At 68.0% G+C, this 18,684-nt stretch carries 19 protein-coding genes; 11 read left to right on the forward strand and 8 right to left on the reverse strand.

The window, feature by feature from the left end; all coding sequences use genetic code 11:
* Positions 1-20: 20 nt before the first annotated feature.
* Positions 21-1,370 carry a transcriptional regulator gene (locus AB0N81_RS11025; RefSeq protein ID WP_365357471.1) on the reverse strand — a complete coding sequence of 450 codons (1,350 nt, stop codon included), beginning with the start codon at positions 1,368-1,370 and terminating at the stop codon, positions 21-23.
* A gap of 272 nt (positions 1,371-1,642) precedes the next feature.
* Between AB0N81_RS11025 and AB0N81_RS11030 the strand changes: the two genes are divergently transcribed.
* Complete coding sequence (locus AB0N81_RS11030) at positions 1,643-2,398, forward strand: hypothetical protein (RefSeq protein WP_365357472.1); 756 nt, start codon at positions 1,643-1,645, stop codon at positions 2,396-2,398.
* A 68-nt stretch (positions 2,399-2,466) separates the two neighbouring features.
* A complete protein-coding gene (locus tag AB0N81_RS11035; protein WP_365357473.1) occupies positions 2,467-3,171 on the forward strand; it encodes a class I SAM-dependent methyltransferase in 705 nt (234 codons plus the stop codon).
* A gap of 5 nt (positions 3,172-3,176) precedes the next feature.
* Here AB0N81_RS11035 and AB0N81_RS11040 read toward each other — a convergent pair whose 3' ends face one another.
* From AB0N81_RS11040 to AB0N81_RS11055, 4 genes are all read right to left on the reverse strand, one after another.
* Positions 3,177-4,439, reverse strand: coding sequence for an MFS transporter (locus tag AB0N81_RS11040; RefSeq protein WP_365357474.1), 1,263 nt, complete (start codon positions 4,437-4,439; stop codon positions 3,177-3,179).
* Between the two features lie 399 nt (positions 4,440-4,838).
* Complete coding sequence (locus AB0N81_RS11045; protein ID WP_365357475.1) at positions 4,839-5,624, reverse strand: SAM-dependent methyltransferase; 786 nt, start codon at positions 5,622-5,624, stop codon at positions 4,839-4,841.
* A 56-nt stretch (positions 5,625-5,680) separates the two neighbouring features.
* Positions 5,681-5,911, reverse strand: a complete 231-nt coding sequence (locus AB0N81_RS11050; RefSeq protein WP_365357476.1) for a DUF397 domain-containing protein — start codon at positions 5,909-5,911, stop codon at positions 5,681-5,683.
* Positions 5,908-6,777 carry a helix-turn-helix transcriptional regulator gene (locus AB0N81_RS11055; RefSeq protein ID WP_365357477.1) on the reverse strand — a complete coding sequence of 290 codons (870 nt, stop codon included), beginning with the start codon at positions 6,775-6,777 and terminating at the stop codon, positions 5,908-5,910. The genes AB0N81_RS11050 and AB0N81_RS11055 overlap by 4 nt, the downstream gene beginning before the upstream one ends.
* A 529-nt stretch (positions 6,778-7,306) precedes the next feature.
* Here AB0N81_RS11055 and AB0N81_RS11060 point away from each other — a divergent pair.
* Positions 7,307-8,917 (forward strand): hypothetical protein, encoded by a 1,611-nt coding sequence (locus tag AB0N81_RS11060; protein WP_365357478.1) that lies wholly within the window; start codon positions 7,307-7,309, stop codon positions 8,915-8,917.
* Between the two features lie 14 nt (positions 8,918-8,931).
* The gene (locus AB0N81_RS11065; protein WP_365357479.1) at positions 8,932-9,651 is read left to right on the forward strand and encodes a 2'-5' RNA ligase family protein; all 720 of its coding nucleotides are present in this window, start codon (positions 8,932-8,934) and stop codon (positions 9,649-9,651) included.
* On the opposite strand, the gene AB0N81_RS11070 is transcribed toward AB0N81_RS11065, so the two are convergent.
* The 3 genes from AB0N81_RS11070 to AB0N81_RS11080 form a co-directional block, all read right to left on the reverse strand.
* Complete coding sequence (locus tag AB0N81_RS11070) at positions 9,583-10,734, reverse strand: aldo/keto reductase (protein WP_365357480.1); 1,152 nt, start codon at positions 10,732-10,734, stop codon at positions 9,583-9,585. The genes AB0N81_RS11065 and AB0N81_RS11070 overlap by 69 nt on opposite strands.
* Before the next feature lie 284 nt (positions 10,735-11,018).
* Positions 11,019-11,735, reverse strand: coding sequence for an HAD hydrolase-like protein (locus tag AB0N81_RS11075; protein ID WP_365357481.1), 717 nt, complete (start codon positions 11,733-11,735; stop codon positions 11,019-11,021).
* The gene (locus tag AB0N81_RS11080) at positions 11,732-13,225 is read right to left on the reverse strand and encodes a helix-turn-helix transcriptional regulator (protein WP_365357482.1); all 1,494 of its coding nucleotides are present in this window, start codon (positions 13,223-13,225) and stop codon (positions 11,732-11,734) included. The genes AB0N81_RS11075 and AB0N81_RS11080 overlap by 4 nt, the downstream gene beginning before the upstream one ends.
* A 589-nt stretch (positions 13,226-13,814) precedes the next feature.
* On the opposite strand from AB0N81_RS11080, the gene AB0N81_RS11085 reads away from it, so the two are divergent.
* From AB0N81_RS11085 to AB0N81_RS11115, 7 genes are all read left to right on the forward strand, one after another.
* Positions 13,815-14,252: an ATP-binding protein gene (locus AB0N81_RS11085; protein ID WP_365357483.1), complete on the forward strand. Its 438-nt coding sequence runs from the start codon at positions 13,815-13,817 to the stop codon at positions 14,250-14,252.
* A gap of 160 nt (positions 14,253-14,412) precedes the next feature.
* Positions 14,413-15,018, forward strand: a complete 606-nt coding sequence (locus AB0N81_RS11090) for a hypothetical protein (RefSeq protein ID WP_365357484.1) — start codon at positions 14,413-14,415, stop codon at positions 15,016-15,018.
* Positions 15,015-15,728, forward strand: coding sequence for a DUF6415 family natural product biosynthesis protein (locus tag AB0N81_RS11095; RefSeq protein WP_365357485.1), 714 nt, complete (start codon positions 15,015-15,017; stop codon positions 15,726-15,728). Before AB0N81_RS11090 ends, AB0N81_RS11095 begins: the two co-directional genes overlap by 4 nt.
* 385 nt (positions 15,729-16,113) lie before the next feature.
* The gene (locus AB0N81_RS11100; protein ID WP_365357486.1) at positions 16,114-16,569 is read left to right on the forward strand and encodes a hypothetical protein; all 456 of its coding nucleotides are present in this window, start codon (positions 16,114-16,116) and stop codon (positions 16,567-16,569) included.
* A complete protein-coding gene (locus AB0N81_RS11105; RefSeq protein ID WP_365357487.1) occupies positions 16,562-16,960 on the forward strand; it encodes a DUF6415 family natural product biosynthesis protein in 399 nt (132 codons plus the stop codon). Before AB0N81_RS11100 ends, AB0N81_RS11105 begins: the two co-directional genes overlap by 8 nt.
* Positions 16,961-17,326: 366 nt before the next feature.
* Positions 17,327-17,986 carry a hypothetical protein gene (locus tag AB0N81_RS11110; protein ID WP_365357488.1) on the forward strand — a complete coding sequence of 220 codons (660 nt, stop codon included), beginning with the start codon at positions 17,327-17,329 and terminating at the stop codon, positions 17,984-17,986.
* Between the two features lie 111 nt (positions 17,987-18,097).
* Positions 18,098-18,684: trehalase-like domain-containing protein (locus AB0N81_RS11115; protein ID WP_365357489.1), on the forward strand; the 587-nt coding region annotated here is incomplete at its 3' end.

The following is an 18,684-nucleotide window of genomic DNA, read 5'->3' on the forward strand; positions in this document are numbered from 1 at the left end:
CCTGGGTCCGGGGGGGCGCGTCATGCAGTGAGATTGAGGAAGTCGGCCACCGAAGGCACCTTGTGGTGCGCGGCAAGGTGGTCTCGCAGGTCGGTGAGGGCGCTGCTGCCGCGGGCGGAGTCTGCGCCGCCGAGCTGGTCGAGGGCGTGCTCGGCGACATCGACCGCTGCGTCTACTTCGCCGAGGTCGAGGTGAGCGGCGGCCTGGCGGCTGAGGTATATCCCGGCTCCGCGGGCCTCGGTGCTTTCGTCGTAGGGGTCGTCGTGGTTCACGGCAGAGCCAAAGTGCTCCAGTGCTCGGCGGGGCTCTCCGAGTGAGAGCGCGCAGCTGGCGGCGACCTCGTGTACTTCGCCGTGGGTCATCCAGTACATCGAGGGCAGGTCATCTTCGGCTGGGCCTGCGCGGTCGCAGGCGGCGAATGCTGCGTCGATCGCCCGGTAGGCGGCCGTGGCTTCTTGGGCCTTGGAGTGGGCGCGGGCTTGGCGTGCGTGGAGCATGGCCAGGACGCGGTCGGAGGTGATTTTGTGCCGGTTGTCGAGGGCCCGTTCGATCAGTCCGAGGGCGCCGTAGGGGTCGTTGTCGCTGTAGCGGAGGTTGGCCCAGAAGGCCATGGTGCTCGCGCCGAGGGTGGCGTTGCCGGCGCTGGCGGCGGCGCGCAGGGAGACGACGAAGCGCGTTTCGGCGTCCGCCAGGCGTTGCCCGTCGTAGGCGCACCAGCCCGCGAGTCGGGATGCCTCGGCGGCGGCCTCGTAGAGACGGCGTTCGGTGGTGCTGCCGTAGGACTTGGTCTTGAGGGTGTTCCTGATCAGTTTCAGCTCAGCGCGGGCGGCATCGTAGGCGGTGGTGGAGCCGACTTCGTCGTCGAGGTGTCGCAGGGTGTCCAGGCGGGTCTCGAAGAGGGCGGCTGCGTTCGCTCCGATGCGTCGGCCCCGGGTGGCCCCCAGCGCGTCGGGACTGGCCGCGGCCCAGTGGGCGCCGGTGGCGGCGAGTGTGCCAAGGGATGCGATGACGAAGCCGCGTCGGTCCACAGGCCCTCCTGGATCCTCCAGTGCTTCCACGGTACCCGCGGTGGTCCAGGGCAACTCCCAAACCGCCCGATCGTCATGGAAGAGCAGCAGGAGCCAGTCGGGCCAGCCGCGTCGGCGGACTTCTTCGGCCTCGATGCCGTGCAGGTCAGCCATGGCGTATTGGGCGCTCATCTCCGGCTCGGTGCCCGTCGCCCATCGTGAGACCTTCTCCTTCCGGCACGCCATCTGCCCGTACCCCAGGGCCTGGTGGCGGTCGGCAACCTTCTTCAGGTAGGCGGCGGCGGTTGTCTGTTCGCGGGCCAGCAGCTCGTGCAGCGGATGTCGGACAAGCACGGGACTCATGGATGCACCACCTCCCGGCGGGGGCTGGTCCCAGTGTGCTGCCGTACACCGGCCGCCGGGAACCGGGCGGTCACACACAAGGCAACGGTAAGCAACCCACCGGCAACGCGGGGCAACCCCAACGGCCTTCCAGAGCCCCAGGGTTCGGCGCTGTCCTGGGATGCAAGCCGGTCCGCGGCAGAGCCTGCATTCTCGGTGCGCGGGCCGGCGCCAAACAAGCAGCCGAGCACCTTCGAGGTGCCTGGCCCCGTCCTGCTGTTGGAGGCGCCGTCATGACGACCGCGACCACACCGTGCACCACCGCGAACAAGCCGTTCTCCGTCACCTTGCCGGAGGCGTTCACCCCCGAGTGGAGCCGCATCGACGGCATCACCGTCGACGGCCGCACCGTCACCGTCGACCCGGGGCAGTACTTCTTCCGCTACGAGAACCCGACCTGGGTCCTGGCGGACTGGGACCTGCTCCGCGCCGAGCTGCTGGACGCGGCCGAGACCAGCGAGCTGGCCGTCGAACAGCAGGCTCTGGAATTCGTGAAGGCTCACGGCCAGGTCACCGACGACCCGGCGAAGGTGCTGGCCGTCAGTTACCAGGTTGCCGCGCACCTCTTCCGTGACGAGTACCTGCACATCGAGGGCCTGGGTGTCACCGAGCGGGAGCTGAAGGCGCTGCGCGAGGCCACCACGATCATGGCGTTGAACCGGGTCGAGGTCGACGGGCACCTGTCCAACGTCGGCCCGTGCTGGTTCTTCCCCGTCGCCACCTCGGTCGTCTTCGGCTTCGACGAGGACGAGGGCAAGAGGGTCGACGAGCTGTACCACGGCGGCTGGTTCAACGAGACGCGGCGCAGGGAATCGGTCCTCGCGCACGCCGCGCTCGGCGGACGGCTCGTCCACGGCTGCCAGGCGTCCGCCGACATGGCCGGCGGCTGCGTGCTGGCCTATGGCACCGACCTGGCGGCCTTCCGTGCAGAGCTCGACTCCGTCCGCCACGACTGGATGGACCGGGTCGCGGCCATGGGCCGCCGGTGACGATCGCCCACCGTGCGGGAGCCGGGCAGCAGTCCGGCTCCCGCACGCCGCCGGTAGGGAGGAACAGCGTGCAGCACGCCATTCCGCAGGTCGGGCCGATGGTCGATGCGAGCGTCAACGCCCGCGCCTGGAACCACATCGCCGCCCAGGCCCCTGGTCAGGACGTAGGCACGGTGCCCGAGAGGTTCGAGTGGACCTGCTGGCCCGGACGGGGACCCGGATCAGAGTTCCTCGGCGACCTCGCCGGTCTGCGGGTCGCGGAACTGGGCTGCGGCACCGGCGAGCACATCGCCTACGCCGCCGCCCACGGGGCGCTGCTCGCCGTCGGTGTCGACGTCGCTGAACAGCGCATCGCCCAGGCCCGCGCCCGCTTCGACCACCTGCCCGCCCTCGTCTGGCGCGTCGGCGACGCCGCCCAGGAGCTGGCCGAGCTGCCCCGCCTTGACGTGTGCTTCTCCATCTACGGAGCCCTCTGGTACGCCGACCCCGCCCAGTTGCTGCCCGTGATCCACAACCGGCTCCGGCCCGGCGGTCTCCTCGCGTTCTCGGTCAACGGCCCCCGCACCGGCGAACTTTCCGGCCGCCGGGTGGACAACCTCACCCTGGACAGCGGCGTCCGGCTGCCCGTCGTCCACTACTCCTACGACGCCGACGCGTGGCGGCACCTGCTAGACGAGCACGGCTTCACGGACTCCGAGGTGCTGGCCGTCCAGGGCCCCGAGGCCAGCCCGTACCGCACGCTGGTCCTGCGGGCACGCCGCAGCGGGGACTGAGCCTGTCACCTCCGGGCGAGTTCCACTCCACCGTCGGCCTGCTCCACCGCCGTCGGCCGCCGGGCCAGGGCCCGGGCCGCGACCCACGCGACCAGCCCTGCGGCGGCGGTCAGCGCGCCACCCGCCGCGAAGGACGCCCGCGGCGCGCGCTCCAGCAGCACGGGAAGCAGCAGCATGCTGCTCATGCTGGCCACGTGCAGCTTGACGGAATCGGCGGTGAACAACCGCAGCCGCTCCGGCCCCGGAAGCAACCCGATCTCCGCATTCAGGCTGATCGAGGTCAGCGGCACCAGCGCGCTGGCGGTCGCGGCGATGACCGCCACCTCGTAGAGGCTGCTGCTGAAGGCGAACGCGGCCAGCAGAAGTCCCCGCGCCGTCCACGCCAGGCAGTATCCGCCCGGGAACCGGCCCGGCAGGGATACATTCCCGGTCAACAGGTTGCCGACCACCGCGCCGATGCCCATCGCGGACAGCACCACCGCATACGCCCCGGCGCCGGCATGCACCTGGCTGGTCAGCCAGATCGGGATGCCAATGGTGAGCACGGTGGAGAAGAACTCCCCCACGCCACTGAGCGCGAGCGCGCATCCGATCCGCGGATTCGCTCGCAGTACTGCAAAGGCCCGGGGCGCCTCCCTTTCGATGCCCGGGTCCGCGTCGCCGCCCGGAGTCTGCGCTGCCTTCTCGGGCTGGGGCGCCATGTGGCGGCCGAGCCAGGCGAACGCCACTGCGGAGACCGCGAAGGTCGAGGCATCCAGCAGGAACAGCTTCTCGGCGGGCATGAACGCCAGCAGCACCGCGGCCGATCCGGGGCCCAGGAACCAGGTGAGCCGGTTGGAGATATCCATCAGCCCGGTCACCTGCCGTACCTGATCCTTGGCCACCATCCCCGGCACCAGCGTCGACAGGCTCGGCCCGGTCAGCGCGTCACACGTCCCGACAAGGATGATGACGACCAGCACGCCCGTCAGGCCGAGCGAATGCCACAGCCACGGCATCGCACCCACGATGACCACCTGCACGGCCTCCACCGCAGCGAGGGCCCGGAAGGCGGCGAAGCGCGCGATCAGCTTCCGGCCGAAGGCCCCGATCAGCAGGTGCGGAACCGACTCGACCACCACGACCAGGCCCATGGCCACCGCACCGGATCTCTGCCACGCCGTCCACGCCAGCGCGAGAGTGAAGAAGCGGTCACCGAAGACGGACAGCGTCTCGGCGAGCCACAGAACCAGAACCGGACGCTGCCGCAGCAGGCTCACGTAACTCACCCGCGCGACTGTAGGGACCTGGTGAACATCACGAGACGTCTTCGGCTACTTCTCCTTCGAAGGCAGCATCTTGCGGAGTCATCCGTCGCCGAGGCCCCCGGCCCGCACTTCTCCTGGCCTCCATGGGCGGTCATCGGCCAGCTGGTGTCCGCGGTGTCCATCCCCGAAGGCTCCGGAGCCTCGGCGAGCTGAAGGACTCCCTGGCGTTCTTCCTCGGGGTCCGGCGCGTCGTCACCACGTGCACGGGGGACAGCCGCACTGCACTCGATGTACGCGGCGGTCGGCGCCCACAAATGTACCCATCGAGCCAGGGTGGAGCGGCGATATCGCATTCGTCGAACGGCGCGTCCCTCTCATGACCGGCTCGGCGCGTCCGCGGCGCCCGGGCCGGGCGGGCGCCTACGACTTCCGTGCGACTCCGACATAGAGGGCTATCTCGTCGTCATCGGGCCCACGGTCGGTCTCTGGCCGCCATCGTGTGACGGTCTCGACGCCCGGCTCGGTGAGGATCAGTCCTTCGAAGAAGTCGGTGAACTCATCCCGCGAGCGCACTTGTGCTGGCACTCCGCTTTGCCGGTAGATGTCCACTGCCTTCGCCCAGCCTTGGGGGTTGAAGTCACCTGTGACGTGGGAGAGCGTGAGGTAGCTTCCGGGGGCGAGCGCCCCTAGCAGTTTGCGCACGATTTCGTAGGGCTTCTTGTCGTCCGGGACGAAGTGCAAGAGGGCTACCAGCGACAGCGCTACCGGTTTTTCAAGGTCGAGGGTCTCTCGGGCAGCGTCGATGATCGCCTCTGGCTCCAGGACGTCTGCTTCGACGTATCGAGTCTGGCCTTCGGGCGTGCTACGCAAAAGGGCCTCGGCATGCCGCAGGACGATGGGGTCGTGGTCGACGTAGACGATCCGAGCACTACGGTTCACGCTTTGTACGACCTGGTGCAGGTTGGGCTCGGTCGGGATGCCCGTGCCGATGTCCAGGAACTGGTGGATGCCGCGGGTGGCCAGGAGCCGTGAGGCTCGGTGCATGAAGCTCCGGTTGGCCCGTGCGACGGTTCTGATTTCCGGGACGAGGGAGATGACATGCTTAGCGGCCTGCTCGTCGATGGGATAGCTGTCCTTGCCACCCAGGTAGTAGTCGTACATGCGGGCCGAGTGGGGGCGACTGGTGTCAATCGGCTTTAAGTTCATCGATCGTTTGTACTCCTCTGTGCGTTGTCGTCGTGTGCGGTCGGCCAGGCACAGGGTTATGTGAGGAGGAAGTCCGCAGCACCGGACTTGGCGCCCGAGATGAAAGCGCGGATTTCGTTAGAGGTGTAGATGAGCGCTGGCCCGTCAGGGGCGGTCGACTGCCGCAGGGCTACTCGTCCGTCCTTGAGCTTCTTCGCCTCGACGCAGTTGCCGGCGTTGCTGCCGCTCCAGGGCTTCACCCACTCCCCAGTTCCGAGGTCGGAGGCGGCGTGCTGGACGTGGCTCATGCGTACATCTCCTTGCGGATGTCACCAAGGAATTCCTTGGTCTCTTCTTTTGTCAGGGCGTACACGCTTGTTTCAGCCAGGGCTTCACGGAACAGAGCGACTTCATCCTTTTCCTCGCCGTAGGAGGCGCGGCTCAGGCTGTCGGTGCAGACGATGTCGGGAAGCTCTGGCTGTTCGAAGCGGAAGATGGTGAAAGGCCCGAAGGCGCCGGGGTGCAGTCCCGCAGCAAAGGGGCATACCTGCAACGTGACGTTGGGCAGTTCGGCCATTTCGATGAGGCGGTCGATCTGGCCGCGCATCACGTCCGGGCTGCCCGCTGGGCGGCGGAGGACCGTCTCGTCGATGACCGCCCACAGTTGGGGAGGGGAGGGGTCTTCGCGAGTGAGGAGTTCTTGGCGTGTGGTGCGCAGGTGCACGCGGCGTTCGAGGACGTCGGCGGGTACGTGAGGCAGGCCGCGTTCCAGTACGGCGCGGGCGTAGTCGGGCGTTTGCAGCAGGCCGGGGGCGACGGCCGGCTCGTAGGTGCGGATGTGGGTGGCGGCGTTCTCCAGCGAGACGTGCACCCCGAACCAGTTCGGTAACACGTCACGAAAACTCTGCCACCAGCCTGGGGTCGCCGCCTCCCCCAGCAGGGACAGGAACTCTTCGGTCTCTGCCGGGCCGACGCCATAGATCTCCAGAAGCGTCTTGACGTAGGCGTACTTCAGTGAAGTCTCGGCCTTTTCCATCCTCGTGACCGTGGGCAGGGTGACGTGCAGTTCACGGGCGGCCTGGGCCGCGGTGAGGCCCGCAGCGTCCCGCAGTGCGGCCAGTCGTCGGCCAAGGACGATCTGCAGGACGGTCGGGGACGACTTCGCTTCGGTCATGTGCCGCCCTTTCCGCTTCGGACCGATGACGGTGGTGCAGTCTGCCACGGCCTCCGTCGCGTGCACAGTCTGTTAGTAACAGAGTGCCACTTGCCAACTTGTCTGTGTGAGCAGCATAGTTGGGCTGTGGGCCAGCTCACAGTGCACAAGCGGCATGCTCTGCCTTCACCCCCAGGAAGGTTCCAGATGCTCCACCGACGCGCCACGTTTCATTGCCTCAGCCCGCAGGCTCCGCGGGCGGTCGGCACCCACCGGGGCCAGCAGGCACCCGAGCAGTGCCCTGCTGATTGCGGCTCGTGCCACGCTCCCCCAGCGTGCCGGTTCATGGGCGGAGACCAGGGCGGCTGGCCTAGTGCTGATCGAACGTAGTCCCTGAGCTGTGGTGGTCCGCCTGAGGGATAGTCCCGCGATCACTCAGTGCTGGCTGTTCCGGAGGCCGGCTCGGTGCTCACAAGCAGAGCGCGGCTACCCGACGGCGGCGGCCTGACCTGCCTACCGTCCCTGTTCCCTTGTGTCCTGAGCTGATCGTGTGGAGCTCTTCCTGCTTGCGCGGCAGCCCGGACCGAACGAGCACACCGTTGAGAAGGCCGACGTGGCGATGACGCAGCAACCCAGAACGACGAACTTCCGGTTAGAAGTGCAAAGGCGGAACTGGACTTGGACGGCTTTCGCCCTCCAGTGGAGGAACGCCTGCGAGGACCTGGCGCGTCAGGACCGGGAACCGCGGCTTGCCCATCTTCCGCTCTCCAAGCGCACCTTCCAACGGTGGATGAACGGCGAGGTCGCCGCCGGGCCGCGCCGCTCGGCCGCTCGCGTGCTGGAGCATCTCTTCGGCCTGCCGGTGGAGCATCTGATGGCGGCGCCGAAGGAGGGCACTTACTTCAGCGTCCTGGTTCGTCAGCGCAACTGGAGCTACCCCGCGTTCGCCAGCGTGTGGAAGCGCTCGCGCGAAGAACTCGCGCGGTTGGATGGCGACCCTCGGCTTGCTCGTATTGATGTGCCACGGCGTACGTTCGTTCATTGGATGAGTGGGGACATTGCCGGACCACCTCGTCCAGATGCGGCACGCATCCTGGAATACATCTTCGGTCTTCCTGTGGCCAAGCTCATGGGCCGCCCCCCAACCGGCGCAGACCAGCACACAGCAGATGCCGGTGCCCCTCGCGGTTTGGCGCACCCTGGCGCAGCTCTGGGCGATGGTGTCAGCCACGGTATGCAGCGTGTGGCTTCGGAGACTATCGACAGCATCGTGGACCGGTACGAGTCACAGGGGCCGCAACAACTGGCCGGCGAGACACTCCTGCTGCGCAAAGTCCTCCACACGATGATGGCAGCTTCACCCCGCCCCCAGACCGACCACTTGGTCGTAGCGTCCAAGACGTCAGGACTCCTCGCCTACATGGCCGTCAACGCGGGCCAGCACCAGCTCGCGGAGCGGTACTGCACGGAGGCCGACTCCCTCGCCATCGCGGCTGGGGAGACGCCGTTGCGCATGTGGATCCAGGGAACGCGGGCGCTGAACTTCTACTACATGGGCGACTACCAGCTCTCCCACCAAGCCGCTGAGGCCGGCGTTGCCCTTGGCCCACGGAGCGCGCACGCGATCCGTCTGCTGGCCAACGGACAGGCGCGGGCGCTGGCGCGTCTCGGTGACAGTAAGGGCGCCGGCCACGCTGTCGCCCGGGCCCTGAGCCTGAGCGAGCGGCAGCTGCAGCTGCCCCAGGGAATCACCTCTTGCATCTCGTTTGCGCCCTACAGCTACGCGCGCACCCTCGCGAACGCCATCACGGCACATCTGTCAGCCGGTGACGTCAAGCGGGTGCTGCAGTACGCCGGAGAGATCGAGGGGTTGGTCGCCGGCTCGGATTCGCAGTGGACCAAGGCACTCGTGGGCCTCGACGTCGCAACGGCCCTGCTGCAACAACCGCATCCAGACGTGGAGCACGCCATCTTCCTGGGACAGGCAGCCGTGCGGGCCGGCAACGCCAGGCCGATCGAGTCGGTGCGTCAGCGGGCGGGCGAACTGCTTGACCGCGCCAGCCGATGGCGCAGAGAGCGTCCGGTCCGCGAGTATGCGGAGGAACTCGTCGCTCTGGAGCGCATCCCGCCCCCAGAGCTGGTGAGCGCCAACGCGCCCTAAGCAAGGAGAGATGCGTGACCGCCCCGCTGGTCCCGGACAGCCGTGCCTTCCCGCCCGCCCCGCCGCTGGACATGAACGACATCGGCTCCGTCCTGGCCGCGGACTGGGATGCATTTCGCGGCATCGAGCGGATGACTGACCACTGGGCCAGGCCCGGATGGGGCGAACAAGACCGCACCCTGTACTGGATGCTCACGTTTCCCACCGCGACCAGCCTCATCGAAGAAGCCCGCTTTTGCCAGGAGCACCTGGCGTCGCACCGGCTGGACCCCGTCCCCGAGGACGGCCTGCACGTCACCATGAACAGAATCGGCCCCCCGCACGACATCGCTTCCCGAGGAGTGGACGAGCTGGCCCGGCAGGCCGCCCGCCTGGTCGGCGCACCCTTCGCCATCCAAGCGCACCCCATGGCCGGCTCCCCTGGAGCTGTCCGCTTCAGTGTGACGCCGTGGTCTTCGCTCGTCGAACTTCACGCCGCCCTCAACATGGCCGCCCACATCGCGGCGATCCCCTCACAAGGGCGGCCCACGAGCCTCTTCCGCCCCCATCTCGGCATCCTCTACTGCCCGAAGGAACGGCCGGCCGCCCCCTTGATCCGGTCGGTGGCGGCTCTGCGGAACCGCCAGCCCATCTCCTTGCGGGTGGAGAGCGTGGAGCTGGTAGAGCTACGGCGCGCGGCCAGAACCTACCGGTGGGATGTCCTTCACTCCGTGCCCCTGCAAGGCGTCGCCTGAGGGGAGCCGTCGGCGTCCCTGGCCGTAGATCACTTCATACAGCCGACGGCGGATTCTGCCGTAGGTCCCGGCCACGCACGCCATCTCCTGCGCGGTCAGGGCGGGGCCCAGGGAGAGGTTCACCGCGACCTGACATGGCGATGAAAATCCTGCTGCGACCACGGTGTGGTCGCCCTGCTGCAGGGCGAAGCGCAGGGCGACTCTGGCCATGTCCTCAGGTCCCGGCCCGAACTGTGCGCGCAGTGCCATGAGTTCCTCGTCGATGACGCGCAGAGCTGACGTGCCAAAGAGCGGGCTGCTTCGACGCTGGTCACCGGGTGCGAAACGCGGACGGCACTTTGGCGTGTACTTTCCCGTGATCAGCCCCTGAGCCAGCGGCTCCGTCAGCAGCAGCGCGACACCGTGCCGGGCCGCGAACGCGGCGAGCGGCTCCCCCGCAACATGCGGCGGCTCCGCCAACGGGCTACAGCTCGTCCACAGCACGTCGGGGCGCAACAGGCCGAAGATCTTGCGGAATCGGGCTTGCCTGTCAGGGACTGCCGCGTTGCCCAAAGCGGCCGCCCCCTCTGGGGCGGGTGGTCCGGGCATGCCGATCGCACGCACGCAGCCGACATCACGGAAGGCTCGCAGCTGCTCGATCGCGACATGCAGGTAGCGGTCCTCCCGTCCGAAGTCCAGGGTGTGCAGTGAGTACAGGTCGACGCACTCGGTGCCGAGGTTGTCCAGGGACTGCTCGAGCCGGTGCCGCAGCGCCGGACCGGCGTAGGGGTGCGGGGCAGTGCCACGCACCTGGCCGGCCCTGCTGGACAAGAGGATCGAACTGCGCCCGACCTCCGCGACGAGGCGACCCAGCAGTCGCTCGGAATGCCCAAGACCGAAAGAGTCAGCGGTGTCGAACAGGTTCGCTCCTGTAGCCACCGCGGTGCGTAACCCCTCGAGAGCAGCATCATCTGAGCTGGTGCTGCACCTCACCGGCATTCCGTCTTGTACGGAGAGTCCTCCGATGGCCCGGCAGCCGACGGCCAGCGGCTGTGCCGTGAGTCCCGGTGCGAGAAATCTCGGGCATTCAGTGGATGAGGTCATGATCCGGTGCTCTCCCCGTCGTTCCAGGTGTACACCGCTACGACCCTCCGGCCCGTACCGGCTGGATGGTGGGTGCTCACCAGGGCTGAGCTCCACCTTGGTTCATCCGGCGTGGCGCAGGTGCGCCATAGAGGTGCCATTTCACTGCCGTTGCCAAGTCAGCCCTGCCTGGAGAGCGAGGCTCCAGACGGTCCGAGCTGCCGTCCAGGGGGCACCTCCGCTGGTGCAGCCGGAGGCGTGAGGGGCAACGTGATGTCTGAGCAGGGGTTCGGCGTTGTACGCCCCTACGAGGATCTGTCCTTCCCGAGGTCGTGGAGCGTCTCCAGGAGGCGTTCCACGTCCGCGAGGTCAGGCATCACATGATCAGCTCCTGCCTCGGCAAGCTGCTGAGCGGAGGTTGTTCCCGAGGCGACACCGATGACCTTGGCGCCGCCTTCTCGGCCGGTGCGGACGTCTTGCAGCGAGTCGCCGATGATCACGGTATTTCCAGGACCGAACCGATGGCCGTACGCGCGTGTGCTTCGCCGCTGGGCAACTGCCACCAGTGCAGGTCGGTGGGAGTTGTCCGAAGCGAAGCCGCCGACGGCCTTGTCCACGTACTGAAGCAGGGAGAAGGCAGAAAGTTTGATCTCGGCGCTGGCCTTGAGGTTTCCGGTGAGGACCGTCGGCACGAGGGCTTCCGCCTGATGCACAGCGGCCAGAGCGGCCACCGCTCCAGGCATGAGCTGGCCGCTGCGGCGCATTCCTTCGCCGTGCCGTTTCAGACAGCCAGGCAGACGGTCGACGATTTGCCGAGCGAGCTGGTCAGCCTCTGCGTCGGGGACGTCGTTGGCGGCGAGGAGTTCCCGGACAGCCATCGGCATCGTCACTCCGGTTCCTCGTGCCGGCAGCCGTTCGGCGTCGCGTCCGATCACTTCGCGGAACACCTCGCGGTACACCAAGCGATCGATGTCCCCGACGTACAGCAACGTTCGGTCAATGTCCCAGAGCACCAAGATCATGACAGGGCCCTTTGCCTCAGGACTGCCTCGCCTTGTTCGAGGAGGGGCTTGACGGGGCCTGCGTTGCGATGCTGCTGGGCCTCCAGCAGCATCGCCTGCAGATGGTCATCGAGGCGGGCGGAGCGGATGCCGTCCACCAGCGAAAGCACCTCTTGTCCGGTGAGGCAGCCCGCATCCGCGTCCCCTGCGCGCATCTGTGCGGTCGCTGCGCGGGACAGGAACTGCGCTCGCGTGCGGACTTCCTCCCGACTCAGAACGCCCCGGGCGGCAGCGAAGGCCAGCGCCGCCTCCGCCGGTCGGCCGAGCTCCAGGTAGCAACTGGCGCGCTGGCCAAGGATCTCGCCGCGGTTCACCCAGTACAGCCAGTGAGGGTCGTCTTCACCGCTGCCGCGAGCGCACAGTTCCTCAGCTTCTTCGAGGGCCGTCAGCGCGTGCCGTTCTTCGCGAAGCCGTGCATGACCCCTTGCCTGCCTCGTGAGGAGCATGGCGTGGAGCGCCGGTGCATCCTGGTCGCGGATGCTTTGGCGGCCTGTCCTTGCGGCAGTGACTGCATCCCGGGGATCTCCGACCGAATAGCCGTGGATGGCGATGAAGGAGAGTGCGCCGGCACGAAGCCTGGAGTCCCCAGAGGCGTGCGCTGCACGTAGGGCCCCGAGGAAGAACCCAGAGGCCGCAGCGTGTTGTCCACCATCGAATGTGTACCAGCCGGTCTGGATGGCCGTGTCGGCGGTCACCGCAGCGAGACGGCGCCCCAGTCTCTCGTTATAGGAACCGGTCTTGAGCAGTCCCAGCAGCACCCGCAGGTGCTGCTTCGCAGTGTGGGCGAGCTTGCCGCTGCCGCTGCTCGCGTCAAGCTGACGCAGTTCATCCGTCGTGGCCTGCAGGGAGGCGAGCAGCGGCGAAGTGAGCGGAGTCCCATCATGTAGTTCTGTAGCCAGCGCCTCTGTTGGGGCGATGGCCGATTGCAGGATGTACTGGCTGATAGCCGCGCCGCTTACGGCGGTCAGTACGCTTCGACGTTTCATGGGGCCTCCGACTGCCACTTCAAGTGACGCCACCATACGAGTCGCGGTCCACGGCATCGCAGGGTCGAGGGTGCTCGAAGTGAGACTCTGGGCACGTTCGTTGAACGGCGTCAAGAGCAGAATTCGAAGGTCCGCAGGCAGCCCCAGGCCGTTCAGCAGATCGATGATCGCGTCACGTCCGCTGATCTGCTTTCGCCCGTTCTCAAGGTCCGAGATGTGCGACTGCGTGAGCCCCGTCAGCGCTCTCACGTTTACCTGTGTAAGACCCGAGCGACGACGCAGCAGGCGCAGCAGCTCGCCGAAATCCCAGTCCGCGAGGGCCTGTTGGACGCACTCATCGCGCCAGGCACGATCCGGGACCCTGAGGTCGGAGGGGATGCGCGAGCAGACTCCACAGGTCGGGTCAGGGTTGTACTGACTCAGCCGGGATCCGCACTTCGTGCACGCGCGGACAGGCGTCTTCATGGCAGCACCGCCGTACTGAGTTCCTCTGAATACTGTTGGTAACAGGCTATGCGGACATTGATATCGCAACAGCGATATCGCTACAGCGATATCTGCGAATCCCCGAGTCCGTCACACTCTTGGCACGCCCAGGGCGCACTCCTCCAGTCCCAACAGGCCGAGGAGGATCAAGGACCTCATCCACAGGTCCCAGCCTGGACAGCAGAGCTGCTCATCCGGCGGCAGGCGAGGAGATGCACCGATGAACGTGCACCACCTGAGGGCAGCGCAGCAACAGCTGCGTCGGAGACCACCATGCGCGGGCCACGCGCCTGCGCATGGTGGCGTCTCTGTAGATCTGGGCAGAGGCCGGGAGGCAGCCCCGGTGCCACCTCGCTGACACGTACGGCGCCAAAGCAAGCCGCCTGTCACCCGTCTCAAAAAGGCAGCGAAATGGCACCCCCATGGCGCATCCGCGCCACGTAGGACACGGAATCCTTGAAGGCGGCGCTGGTCCGGTCTGCAGAGCCGACGCCTGTCCATTGGTGCGAGATCCGTCATGCGCGCCAGCGCTACCACACTCCCCCAAACCGCCCCTGGGAGGCACCCGATGAGCCCCGTCGCAGCCGTTGCTGCTGCAGGTACGAAGCCGATGCTTCAACCGTCGGACCCCTTTGAGCGCACCATCGCTCCGGAACCCGCTCGTGTCGCTGATATACGGCACGACGCCGCTGATCAGATGCAGGAGTGGGATCTGCCGGCCCGACTGGTGGGGAACGTGCTGCTCGTCCTTTCCGAGCTGGTGACGAACGCCATCGTGCACGGCGAAGGGCCCGTTCACGTGACGATGCGGCAGGCGCACCGGGGTCTGCGCATCGACGTCACCGACGAGAGCACCACTACCCCTGGAGTGGCCCCGGTTCCGGCGGCTGTCGATGACGTGCACGGCCGAGGCTTGTACCTCGTCGATGCCTTCTGCGATGTCTGGGGCATCACGGGCGACGGCACAACCACGTGGGCCCTTTTTCACACAGCCGAGAGGTCATGACGTGGTACGCCCCTCTGTGGCAATGACGGAAGCTAGGCGGCTCGCACAAACTGCCAGGCCCTCTTCGGCGCTTCTGCCGGTTGGTAGGTCCCAGAAGTTCTGGGGGGCACTGCCCGAGGTCGCGCCCGTCGGACGGTACGCCGATGGTGGGGGTGACCACATGTACGCGTTGCACGGTCGCAACACGGCCGACTGCGCGCTCGCCTACACCGAGTTGTTCGGCTGGAAGGTGCTGCCCGGGTACCGCTTCCGCAGGCATGCCGGATGCACTTGCAAGCGGCGCGGATGCCGGGCGCCGGGCGCGCACCCGGTCGACGAGAGCCTTCTGCAGCCCGTTGAGGCGATGAAGATTCCGGAAGTGTTCAACCAGCGTCCGGGGGCTGGGCTCATCGCCCTGTGTGAGGGCTTCGACGCGGTGACGATGCCCTACGAGCTCGGCTTGTCCGTGCTCCTCGAGGCGGAGGGTGCTGGCCTCGGGGTGCCCTGCCTGACCGTGCCCGGCATGGCCGCCACGATCCTGGTGGCCATGCGCACCGGCCAGCACCTGGCACGCCTGGACAGCAGGATCAGAGTTGTTGAGCGCTGGGTCGCCCTGCCTCCCACCCATGATGTGCGGTGGGAGAGCCTGCCCAGCCCGGAATTAGCGCTTACCGACGCTGCGGACCTCACTCCTCACCTGACGCGTGCCGTGCGCCTGCACCGGCCGGAGCCGGTGCAGTCTGCCCTTCGCAGCAGCTCTTCGGCGCCCGGGGAGGGAGGGTCATGAGCTTCGTCGCCGGAGCGGGCGGTTCCTTTCCGGAGGGCGCGGTGACGCCGTTTCATGGTGCGGGGCGTTCACGCGTCGTGGCCACCCGAGAGACCGTCTCCCTGGTCCTCAGTGAGGACGCTCCTGTCCCCGAGAGTGATGAGGATGTCCTGGATCTCGTGCTCAGGCTGCGTGGTCACCTCACGCAGCTCGGCCTGGCTGTCGACCGTCCTGTCGGGCTCCTGGCCGGGGCTCTCGCTGAGGCCCGGCACCTGGCCGCGACCGACCTGCCGAGGGGCTTCATGCCTTCGCGGGTGTACCTCCGTCGGCTTGCGCTGAGCGTCCAGGTGATCGTGGATGAACTCCTGCCTGAGATGCCGAGGACACCTGCCTGCCTATGGACGCCGCCTGGGCCGCCTGTCCTGCCGGGCGCGGTCTCACCCGCTTGTGGCCCGACGGAGAGTGAGGCGGGCCTGGTGCCGTACTCGGTTCCCTGGCAGCGTCGTTCGACGTCGGCCGGGAGAACGAGCCCGAAAGGCTCTGAGTGGTCTCTGGGCCACCGAGTGCCTGCGCTCGGCATCGAGCTGGTGGCGGTCGTTCTCCGGCAGATCAGGCGCGCGAGGCCTTTGGGGCCACAGCCCATGCAGCATCTGGCTGCCCTCGACGAGGACCGGTTCACCGCCCGGTGCGTGAACCGCACCTCAGGTCATAGTCCGCCCGTGCGGGAATGACCCCCTTGCCTGGGGCCTCCTCTGGCGCCGTCGAGCCGCCCGCGCCTGTGCGCGGGCAGGCTCTGCGGCCGCTCCCGAGGGGAGGTGGCGCCTGACTGGCGCCCCGGCCGTGGCCCTGTGGGGGAGCAGACGGCCGGCCCAGTCCCCTCCGATATCCGCTGACAACGTGCCGTGCGACGCGTCGTCCTGGCGGTGACAGGCCGGAGGGGCCAGCGCCGCTGGAACGCCTCGTGGGTCGGGCGAGGCGTCCCGCGGCCGTCGGGCCGCCGCCCAGTCAGGGAAATGGGCGGCGGCCACCCCCACCACGTCCCCGGACCACCCTGCAACGCATCGCACGACGTCGCTCGCGCCCACTCATCGATCCACTGTCCTCATCGGAGAGCTGATGAAGCCCCTTCTGAGCAGCCGCCACTACTGGCGCCTCATCGGCAGCGAAACGTCGCTGCCCGATCTGGTCCCGCGCCAGACGGACATCGTCCGCGTCAGCTGGGGTCTTGGCATGGTCGGCATCGACGCGATGCTCGACGGCGGGAAGCCGGTCGGACCGGTGCTGTGTTGCACCCCCCATCAACGGCTGCTCGTGCCGGTCGTATCGGGTACGGCGTCCTGGTGGAATGCGCCGCACTCCGCCTGCGGCTGCGGGCAGTCGCTGCAGTGCTCCACCCAGGGACCCGAATCCCCCTGCCTGGGCCTGCGGTTGTGGCTCCAGCCGGCTGGGCCGGTCCATGCCACCACGGACCCGCACAGCCTGTACGACCTCCTCAGCCTGGCCCGCACGCATCTGCGCCAAGCCGCCCCGCGCCCAGCGGCGACCAGCCCACGGACGGTGTGCCATGCCTGATCACAACCGGACGCAGAACTGTCTGGGCGTGGAGACGGCGCGCCTTGTCCAGCTCGTCGAGCAGGCTCTCGCCTGGGACCTCGGCGGTGCGGACGACATGCCCGAACTGCAAGGCGCCCTGACTGTCATCGCGGGAATCCACGAGCACGCTTCGCTGCTCAGCGACGCCCTGACGGCCGCTGTTGAGCGGTTGCCACCGGACTCTGATCTGTACCGCCGCGTGCAGACGGCGCTCGGCGAGGCACAGCGGCGGCTCCCGCAGCCGGTGCCTCAGGAGCGCCGTCGCGCGGCGGAGCGGGCACAGAACCTGGCTCGCCTGAGCCAGACCCTCCTTCAGCGTGCGGTCGAACTCGAGGCGGCCCACAGCCTGAGCCCGCCTCGAGGGACGTAAGTCTCCTCAGACTGGGCTTCCTCCGGCCTCACGGACGCCGTGCCCCCCGCACGGACGCATCCGAGGCAACCGCGGGAGGAAGTGGCGCTCCCTGACCAGTGCGGGAGCTGCCCCGGCCACCGCCACTACCTGCCGTGAGCGGTGGCCGGCCACACCCTCTTCGGCCATGCCCGGCCCGACGCACCTTCCCTGCCCAACCCGTTACGCGAGATAGGCCGCTGTGATGTGTCCGCCCGACCCGCCGTGCCCGACCGCTGAATCCGCCGCCCGAGAAGCCGCATTTTGTGCCGCGAGCTCCCTGGAGCAGGGCGCCGACGGCAACCTCATGGCCCCTTCCCACCCCGCTGGGATGAGGGGGGCGGCTGCATGACCACGGTCCTCGAACGCGCGGCCCCCTACGTCTCCCTGCGAGAGGGCGAGGAAGCAGCCTCCCCTCTGCCACTGCGCACGGCCTTCCACCTCACCGGCACCCCACGCCTTGGCTACTGGGACGAGCAGCCCGAAGACCGCGATACGCACAACGTCCTGTGGACGCGCGTCTCCCAGTCACTCGGGCCCGACGGCTGGCCGGTCGGTGCACCACAGGGCTCGATGATCCATCCCCTGCGCCAGCGCGACGCCATGCGCAACCTCAGGTGCCAGGAGTGCCGGGAAGCCGCCCGCACCGACGAAGGCCTTGTGTTCCCGGTCAGCAAACAGCACGTTGCAGCTGACGCGTCCAGCGCCGCCATCCACACGGATCAGCCGCCCGTCTGCAGACAGCACGCACACGCGGCCGCGCGCCGCAGCCCCGAACTTGCCGAGCACGGGTACGTCTTCGTGCTGGCGCAACGGGCGCGCATGTACGGCGTCATCGGCACTCCCTACTTCGAGGCCGCTGACGGCGCCTTCCAAGCATATGAGGGCGTCAGCACCCCCATTCCCTATGGGCACCCCGAACTGCGCTGGGTCGTGGCCTCCCGGCTTGTCCGGACGCTGCTCTCGGTCTCGGTCATCGACCTGGCCGAAGTCGCATCAACCCCTTAACCCAGCCTTCCACCCCGCCGCCACCTCGCAGCTCCACCGTCCGCCGGCCCTGCATGGACGCCCCCTCAACCGCTCCTAGGCCACCCTCGTCACCCACGGAGACCGGACCACATGACCACGCCGCGCACCTTGAACAGCCGTCAGCGCATCGAGGACTACGCGCTCATCGGAGACATGCAGACCGCCGCCCTGGTCGGCCGGGACGGATCGGTGGACTGGCTGTGCCTGCCCCGCTTCGACTCCCCCGCCGTCTTCGCCGGCCTGCTGGGCACCGAGGAGCACGGCTTCTGGCGCCTCGGACCCGCGGACACCGCCCAGGAACAGCCGCCCACCGCAGCCCGCCGCACCTACCGCGACGACTCCCTGGTGCTCCAATCGGAGTGGGACACCGTGCAGGGCACCGTCCGCGTGATCGATTTCATGCCGCCGCGCGGCAGCGACTCGCCGCAGCTGGTGCGGATCGTCGAGGGCGTCAGCGGCCGGGTGCCGATGCACTCGGCCCTGCGGATGCGGTTCAGCTATGGCCGCGTGGTGCCGTGGGTACACAAGTTCGACGGGCGGACGGTGGCCGTCGCGGGCCCTGACTCGGTCTGGCTGGACACCACCGCCGAGACCTACGGCAAGGACCTCACGACCTACGCCGACTTCACGGTCTCGCCGGGTGAGCGGATCACGTTCACCATCTCGTGGCAGCCCTC

The organism is Streptomyces sp. NPDC093510 (assembly GCF_040683555.1).
In the GTDB taxonomy this organism is placed as follows: Bacteria; Actinomycetota; Actinomycetes; order Streptomycetales; family Streptomycetaceae; genus Streptomyces.

Coding starts and splice junctions, on each gene's coding strand:
- AB0N81_RS11110 (WP_365357488.1), top strand. CDS start 17,327: ATGACCACGGTCCTCGAACGCGCGGCCCCCTACGTCTCCCTGCGAGAG.
- AB0N81_RS11085 (WP_365357483.1), top strand. CDS start 13,815: ATGAGCCCCGTCGCAGCCGTTGCTGCTGCAGGTACGAAGCCGATGCTT.
- AB0N81_RS11055 (WP_365357477.1), bottom strand. CDS start 6,777: ATGACCGAAGCGAAGTCGTCCCCGACCGTCCTGCAGATCGTCCTTGGC.
- AB0N81_RS11105 (WP_365357487.1), top strand. CDS start 16,562: ATGCCTGATCACAACCGGACGCAGAACTGTCTGGGCGTGGAGACGGCG.
- AB0N81_RS11025 (WP_365357471.1), bottom strand. CDS start 1,370: ATGAGTCCCGTGCTTGTCCGACATCCGCTGCACGAGCTGCTGGCCCGC.
- AB0N81_RS11100 (WP_365357486.1), top strand. CDS start 16,114: ATGAAGCCCCTTCTGAGCAGCCGCCACTACTGGCGCCTCATCGGCAGC.
- AB0N81_RS11050 (WP_365357476.1), bottom strand. CDS start 5,911: ATGAGCCACGTCCAGCACGCCGCCTCCGACCTCGGAACTGGGGAGTGG.
- AB0N81_RS11070 (WP_365357480.1), bottom strand. CDS start 10,734: ATGACCTCATCCACTGAATGCCCGAGATTTCTCGCACCGGGACTCACG.
- AB0N81_RS11075 (WP_365357481.1), bottom strand. CDS start 11,735: ATGATCTTGGTGCTCTGGGACATTGACCGAACGTTGCTGTACGTCGGG.
- AB0N81_RS11045 (WP_365357475.1), bottom strand. CDS start 5,624: ATGAACTTAAAGCCGATTGACACCAGTCGCCCCCACTCGGCCCGCATG.
- AB0N81_RS11095 (WP_365357485.1), top strand. CDS start 15,015: ATGAGCTTCGTCGCCGGAGCGGGCGGTTCCTTTCCGGAGGGCGCGGTG.
- AB0N81_RS11090 (WP_365357484.1), top strand. CDS start 14,413: ATGTACGCGTTGCACGGTCGCAACACGGCCGACTGCGCGCTCGCCTAC.
- AB0N81_RS11080 (WP_365357482.1), bottom strand. CDS start 13,225: ATGAAGACGCCTGTCCGCGCGTGCACGAAGTGCGGATCCCGGCTGAGT.
- AB0N81_RS11030 (WP_365357472.1), top strand. CDS start 1,643: ATGACGACCGCGACCACACCGTGCACCACCGCGAACAAGCCGTTCTCC.